The following is a 6160-nucleotide window of genomic DNA, read 5'->3' on the forward strand; positions in this document are numbered from 1 at the left end:
AATAAAACTTCTGTTTCTTTTATTTTTTTTAAAAGTTCAACCGGTGGCAATTCGGTTTTAAATTTACCTGCAATATTATAAAAATTTCTTTGAGCAGGTCCGACCGGTTCCGTTTCATAAAATGACGAAACAACAATTTTTTTTATATTATTTTTTTCAAGTTGTTCCAATGCTTTTTCTATATTTTTTTTTCTGTTACCTATATTTGAGCCGAATGATAAATAACAAATTGTCATAACCGTTCCTTATCATCAATATTAACAATTGTTATATCGGGTTGATTTTTAAACCATGTAATTTGCCTTTTGGCATAATTTCTTGTATCCTTTGAAAATTGTTCGATAAGTTGTTGTTTTGTAATTTTATTGTCCAAAAATTGAACTATATGTTTATATCCTACACCCGTTAAGCCGTAACAATTTTTTGCATAACCCATTTTTAATACTTTCTCGGTTTCTTCAATCATACCGGAATTTATCATTTTTTCACATCTTTTATTTATTATATCGTATAAAATTTGCCTGTCTTTTAATAATACTATATGTTTGAATTTTTTATTTTTCGGCTTTTTTTTATTTAAAAGTTCCGTCATTGTTTTTGACGTTATTCTGTAAACTTCAAGTGCCCTTATTATTCTTTGAGTGTTTCCCTTATTTTTTATTGCGGCTTCTTTATCAACCTTTTCAAGCTGTTTATAAACATAGTCAAGCCCTTTTGAAGTTATATCATTTTGAATTTCGTTTCTTATTTGTTCGTTTGAATCGGGCAACTCGTCCAATCCGTATAAAAATGCTTTAATATATAAGCCCGTTCCGCCTACTATTACGGGAACTTTTCCTGTTTTTATAATTTTACTTTCCAATTCGGTTGCGGTTTGTTCAAATTTTTTTACCGTATATTTTTCATCTGGATTTATTATATCGGTTAAATATTGATTAATTCCGTCTGTTTTACGAATATTTCCATCAAGAATTCCGTCTTTATTTGTTCCTATATCAAGATATTTGTAAACCTGTCTTGAATCCGCCGAAATAATTTCACCGTTAATTTTTTTACACAAATTTATTGCATAAGATGTTTTTCCTGCGGCGGTAGGCCCGGAAACGATTATTGTTTGATTTGTATCCATATTGAAAAGAAAAACTACATTTTAAAATTTTCGCCGAGATAAACTTTTCTTGCTTTTTCACTGCTTAAAAGTTCTTCGGCACTGCCTTCCAATAATATTTTACCTTCGTAAATAATATACGCTCTGTCTATAATTTCCAACGTTTCTCTGACATTATGATCGGTAATTAAAATACCCAAGCCCCTGTCTTTTAACTTTGAAATTATTTTTTGAATATCGGCTACGGTTATCGGGTCTATACCGACAAACGGTTCATCCAATAACAGGAATTTAGGATCGTTAACCAATGCTCTTGCTATTTCGCATCTTCTTTTTTCACCGCCCGACAAAGTTGTGGTTATTTGCTTTCTTAACCTTGTAAGGCCGAAATCTTCAAGTAAAGAATCAACTTTTTCTTTTTGTTGCTTTTTGGATATATTTAAAGTTTGAGCTATTGCCATTAAATTCTGTTCTACGGTTAGCCCCCTGAATATTGATGTTTCCTGCGGTAGATAACCTATACCTTGTCTTGCTCTTTTATACATCGGCTCTTTTGTTATATTCATATTGTCAAGAAAAACATTTCCGTCGTAAGGTTCAATTAAACCTACCGTCATATAAAAAGTGGTTGTTTTACCTGCACCGTTAGGACCGAGCAAACCTACAATTTCACCTTGTGCAACCTTTATGCTTATGGAATTTACAACCATTCTTTGTTTATATTTTTTATATAACGACTTTGCCGACAATATCATTTTTACTCCTTTAAAAATTGCCTTTGACAAATTTTAGATTCTATTCTTCCAATCCTTTAATCTTCAAATCTTCTAAATTGTCACTTTCAATTGTTATTTTACCTTTAACGTTATTTTTCATTGTAACTGTTTTATCTTCATAAAGCATATAAATTTCATCGGCTTCAAAAACGGCAGTTTTATCTTCCCGAAAAGCGGTTACCTGCGGTTTTTTTATATCTTTATGCATATACAAAGTTTTTGATTTTTTATCAATTAAAGCATTATCCGAAATTATTGTTCCCGATGAAGAAATTATTTCAACATTGCTTTCGGCTCTTGCGGTTTCAAGTGCATTTTCCAAATAAAAAGTATCGGCATATAGTTTTATAACTTCCGTTGAATCTTTAACATTATATTCTATTAAAGGTTTACCGCCCCATAATTTACCCGTATAATTATCAACATTATATACCGCATTTTGTGCAAAAGCATTTACTTTACCGTCTTTATTATTTAAAAAGAACTTAACATTTCCGTAAGCATTTATTAACCCTGTTGTTTTTTTATATTCCATTCTGTCCGCTTTTATTGTTTTATCACCGCGAACAACTTTTGCACCGCCGGTAAAAATAACGGCATTTTCGTTTTCCTTCAATGTCATCATTTCACCGGTAATTTCGGTTTGTTCTTTTACCTGCCCGCCTGCGGCAAAGCAATAAAAACATAAACAACACATAATTGTAAAAAATATTTTTTTAATCAATTAAAACCCTTTGTTTTTTTATTGTAATTTTATTTAAATCGATATCGGATTTAAAACCTTTTCCGTAAATTGTTTCGGTTTTTCTTGTAATTTTAATATCGTTATCGGAAGATATCATTTTGGTTGAAGCATCATAAGAAACATCCCTTGTTTGCAAATGTTCGTTTTCGGCGGTATCAAGAGTACATTTGCCGAGTGCTTTTATGTTATTGTTATCCAAATTTACCTCGCCGGTTTCCGAAATTAAAATTGACATAAATTTACCGTCCTGATAAAATTTAACTTTCGGTAACATCAAATATACCATTTTGTTTTTTTCATCAATTACTGCCGACTCGGCTTCCAAAACGGTATTTATTTTGCCGTCTTTGGTTTCGGTTATTACAAATTTTTCTATTGTTTGTTCGGTTGTAGGAGGAGTTTCTTCAATAATATTACTTTCATCTTCATTGTTACATGCACAAAATGAAAATGTTAAAAATATAAAAAGTAAAAACAACTTTATTTTATTATACTTGTTTTGTTTTCCATCTTTCATGAAACCATACCCATTGTTCAGGATTTTCTTTTATATTTTTTTCAAGATATTTTGTCATTTTTGCCGTAAAATTTTTAACATCTTCATCAAAATTACCGCAAGAAGCAGGCGGGACGATTTCATCACTTACAATAAAAGTATGTTTTCCGCCGGGAAGTCTTTTATCCAAGCACAAAACCACGGGTGTTCCTGTTTTTAAAGCAATTGATGCAAGCCCTAAAGGTGTTGATGCAGGCATTCCGAAAAAATCCACAAAAACACTTTGAACTTTTGTATCCTGGTCTATCAACATTGCAATTATTTCGTTGTTTTTTAATGCTTTCAGCATTTTTCTTGCAGAAGATGTTTCGGAACGAAGAATAACTTTTACGTTTCTTGAGTTTCTGTATTTAACAAGCATATCGTTCAATTCGTCTATATATATTTTTTTTGCAACAACATTTACCGGATAAACTTTTGCAAAACCCGCAGCTACCATTTCCCAATTACCGAAATGTGCACTTAATGCAAAAAGCCCTTTTTTTCTTTTTAACAATTTGTCAAATATTTCTTTTTGTTCGTTTGTTATTGAGGCAATCGAATCAAAAAATTCATTACTCATTTTCGGGAAATATAATAATTCGATAAAATTTTTTGTTTCATATTGAAAAATTGTTTTGACTATTTTTTCTATTTCCTGTTTTGTTTTATCCGGAAAGCACATTGAAAGGTGTTTTCTTGCTTTAAGCCGTGCATCTTTAACGATATAATAAACAAGTGTTCCCATAAAATTTGCAAATTTATTAACCGCAAAATTATAAGGAAGCAAAACTATTGTTTTTGAAAATATATATGCACCGTAATAATAACATTTTCTGATATATTTTTTCATATAAAAATGCTCCGCGATTTTTCAGCCGAGTTGGAAATCCTTACGGAATTTCTTAGCCGAGAGCTAAGCCGAATACTTCGTATCCTCTAATTTAGGTTCTCAATGTAATTTTCAATTCACCGTTTAATTTATCCAACAGAAACTGCATATCAGTATTTACTTCGTCATCTTTTAACGTTCTGTCATTATGTTTATAAAATAACCTTAACGAATAGCTTATTTTACCTTCTCCCAACTTATCACTTTCATAAATTGAAAAAACGGTAAAATCTTTTAATATACCGTTATCTTTTGAAACTTTTTTGATAACTTTTTCTATTTTATTAAATTCAATTTTTTTATCACATACTATCGAAATATCCCTTTTTACGATAGGATATTTTGTTACGGGTTTATAAGCAACGGATTTATAAGAGCAATTTGCACTTATGCCGTCAACATCAAGTTCCATATAAACAACTTCATTTGAAAAATCTTCTATTATATCAGGTCTTAAAACACCGAAACTTCCGACTTGTTTTCCTCTATAAACTATGGCTGCCGTTTTACCGGGATGATAATATTTTGCGGGGGTTTTATTTTCCGATACAATAAAATCCGCAGGTAAAATATTTTTTACTATTCCGCTTGCAAAATAAAAATCAAATACGGGATTTATTTTTTGTTCCGTCCACTTCCACCATGTTTGCCATATTGAACCTGCCATTAAAACGGCAATATTTGTTCTTTCGCCTTTTGCATCAAATATTTTACCGGTTTCAAATAATTTTATATCGGTATTTCCCTGCCCTACATTGAAATAAAAATTTTTCAACAAACTTACAAGTAAGCTTGACCTTAAAACTTCATTTTCTTTTGAAATAGGATTTGCTATTTTATAATAATAATCCAAATAAAGTTTATTCAAATCTTTTATTTCGGCAAAGCTGTAATTTAATGCTTCGCAAAAACCCAAGCCGACTAAAGAATTTGTTAAATTTTTTACGAATTTATCCGATAAATTTTCATTTTTATCGTTAACAAAAGTATTGGAATTTGTAACAACCGGAATTTTATCATATCCGTCTATTCTTGCTATTTCTTCTATTAAATCAACTTCTTCTTTAATATCGTTTCTCCACGAAGGAATTTTTGCCATAAGAATATTTTGCGTTACGGAATTTATTTCTATTCCCAAAAACCTTAAAATATTTGCTATTGTTTTTTCGTCTATTTCATAACCCAATAATTTTGTTACTTTTTCTATTCTTAACTTAATTTCAATTTTTTCATTATCCGGGCAATTATAATCTTCCCTAAATTCCAATCTTCCCCCGGCAAGTTCACAAATTAAATTTATTGCACGCCAACTTGCCATTTCGGCAACTTCCCACGATGTTCCCCTTTCGTATCTGTATGAAGCATCGGTGGAAATATTTAACTTTCTCGCGGTTTTTCTTATACTTCCGGGATTAAAAACCGCACTTTCCAAAAATATATCGGCAGTTGTTTCCCGTATTGAAGAAAATTCTCCGCCTATAACACCCGCTATCGCCAAAGGTTTTGAAGAATCGGCAATAATCAAGTCGTTATTATTAAGTTCGTGAAGTTTACCGTCAAGTGTTTTAATTTGTTCTTTATCTTTTGCTCTTCTGACAATAACTTTACCGTTACTTATTGTTGAAGCATCAAAAGCATGCAACGGATGCCCCAATTCCAAAAGAATATAATTTGTAATATCAACAACATTGTTTATTGATTTTATACCGCATATTTCAAGCTTGTCTTTCATCCACTTCGGAGAAGGTGCAATTTTAACACCTTTTATGTAACAACCTATATACCTTGAACATAAATCCGCGGCTTGAATATCAATTAAATTTTTTTCGTTGAATTTTGTTGTTTTTATTTGAGGAAGAACCGGAATTTTTTGTAATTTTGCGGCAATTTCTCTTGCAACACCCCAGTGGCTTAAACAATCGCCTCTGTTGGTTGTTATTTCTATTTCCAAAACGGTATCTATATCGGTTAAAACATCTTCAAGTTTTTTACCGAGCGGAGTATTTTCATCAAGAACCATTATACCGTCGGAAGATTCTTTTAAACCGAGTTCTTCTTCCGAACATATCATACCTTCGGAAGCTACACCCCTTATTTTTGATGC

The 6160-nt window shown here is 31.2% G+C and carries 7 protein-coding genes; all 7 read right to left on the reverse strand.

From position 1 onward, the window contains the following. On the reverse strand, nt 1-236 hold a 236-nt coding region (gene folK, locus ACMUOV_RS08245; RefSeq protein ID WP_413854659.1), incomplete at its 3' end, for a 2-amino-4-hydroxy-6-hydroxymethyldihydropteridine diphosphokinase. Continuing rightward, complete coding sequence (miaA, locus tag ACMUOV_RS08250; RefSeq protein ID WP_413854660.1) at nt 233-1129, reverse strand: tRNA (adenosine(37)-N6)-dimethylallyltransferase MiaA; 897 nt, start codon at nt 1127-1129, stop codon at nt 233-235. The genes folK and miaA, both read right to left, overlap by 4 nt. A gap of 14 nt (nt 1130-1143) precedes the next feature. Further along, complete coding sequence (lptB, locus tag ACMUOV_RS08255) at nt 1144-1863, reverse strand: LPS export ABC transporter ATP-binding protein (protein WP_413854661.1); 720 nt, start codon at nt 1861-1863, stop codon at nt 1144-1146. Nucleotides 1864-1903: 40 nt separating this feature from the next. Beyond that, nucleotides 1904-2608 (reverse strand): LptA/OstA family protein, encoded by a 705-nt coding sequence (locus ACMUOV_RS08260; RefSeq protein WP_413854662.1) that lies wholly within the window; start codon nt 2606-2608, stop codon nt 1904-1906. Further along, nucleotides 2601-3146: an LPS export ABC transporter periplasmic protein LptC gene (lptC, locus tag ACMUOV_RS08265; RefSeq protein WP_413854663.1), complete on the reverse strand. Its 546-nt coding sequence runs from the start codon at nt 3144-3146 to the stop codon at nt 2601-2603. The genes ACMUOV_RS08260 and lptC overlap by 8 nt, the downstream gene beginning before the upstream one ends. Beyond that, nucleotides 3118-4017, reverse strand: coding sequence for a lysophospholipid acyltransferase family protein (locus tag ACMUOV_RS08270; protein WP_413854664.1), 900 nt, complete (start codon nt 4015-4017; stop codon nt 3118-3120). The genes lptC and ACMUOV_RS08270 overlap by 29 nt, the downstream gene beginning before the upstream one ends. Nucleotides 4018-4108: 91 nt before the next feature. Beyond that, a partial coding sequence (gene pheT / locus ACMUOV_RS08275) for a phenylalanine--tRNA ligase subunit beta (RefSeq protein WP_413854666.1) occupies nt 4109-6160 on the reverse strand: 2052 nt, incomplete at its 5' end.

The organism is Candidatus Ruminimicrobium bovinum (assembly GCF_902760015.1).
Classification (GTDB): domain Bacteria; phylum Elusimicrobiota; class Endomicrobiia; order Endomicrobiales; family Endomicrobiaceae; genus Ruminimicrobium; species Ruminimicrobium bovinum.

What these genes read in the sequence shown, in the direction of transcription:
- miaA (WP_413854660.1), bottom strand. Translation starts at nt 1,129, where the DNA reads ATGGATACAAATCAAACAATAATCGTTTCCGGGCCTACCGCCGCAGGA.
- lptB (WP_413854661.1), bottom strand. Translation starts at nt 1,863, where the DNA reads ATGATATTGTCGGCAAAGTCGTTATATAAAAAATATAAACAAAGAATG.
- lptC (WP_413854663.1), bottom strand. Translation starts at nt 3,146, where the DNA reads ATGAAAGATGGAAAACAAAACAAGTATAATAAAATAAAGTTGTTTTTA.
- ACMUOV_RS08270 (WP_413854664.1), bottom strand. Translation starts at nt 4,017, where the DNA reads ATGAAAAAATATATCAGAAAATGTTATTATTACGGTGCATATATATTT.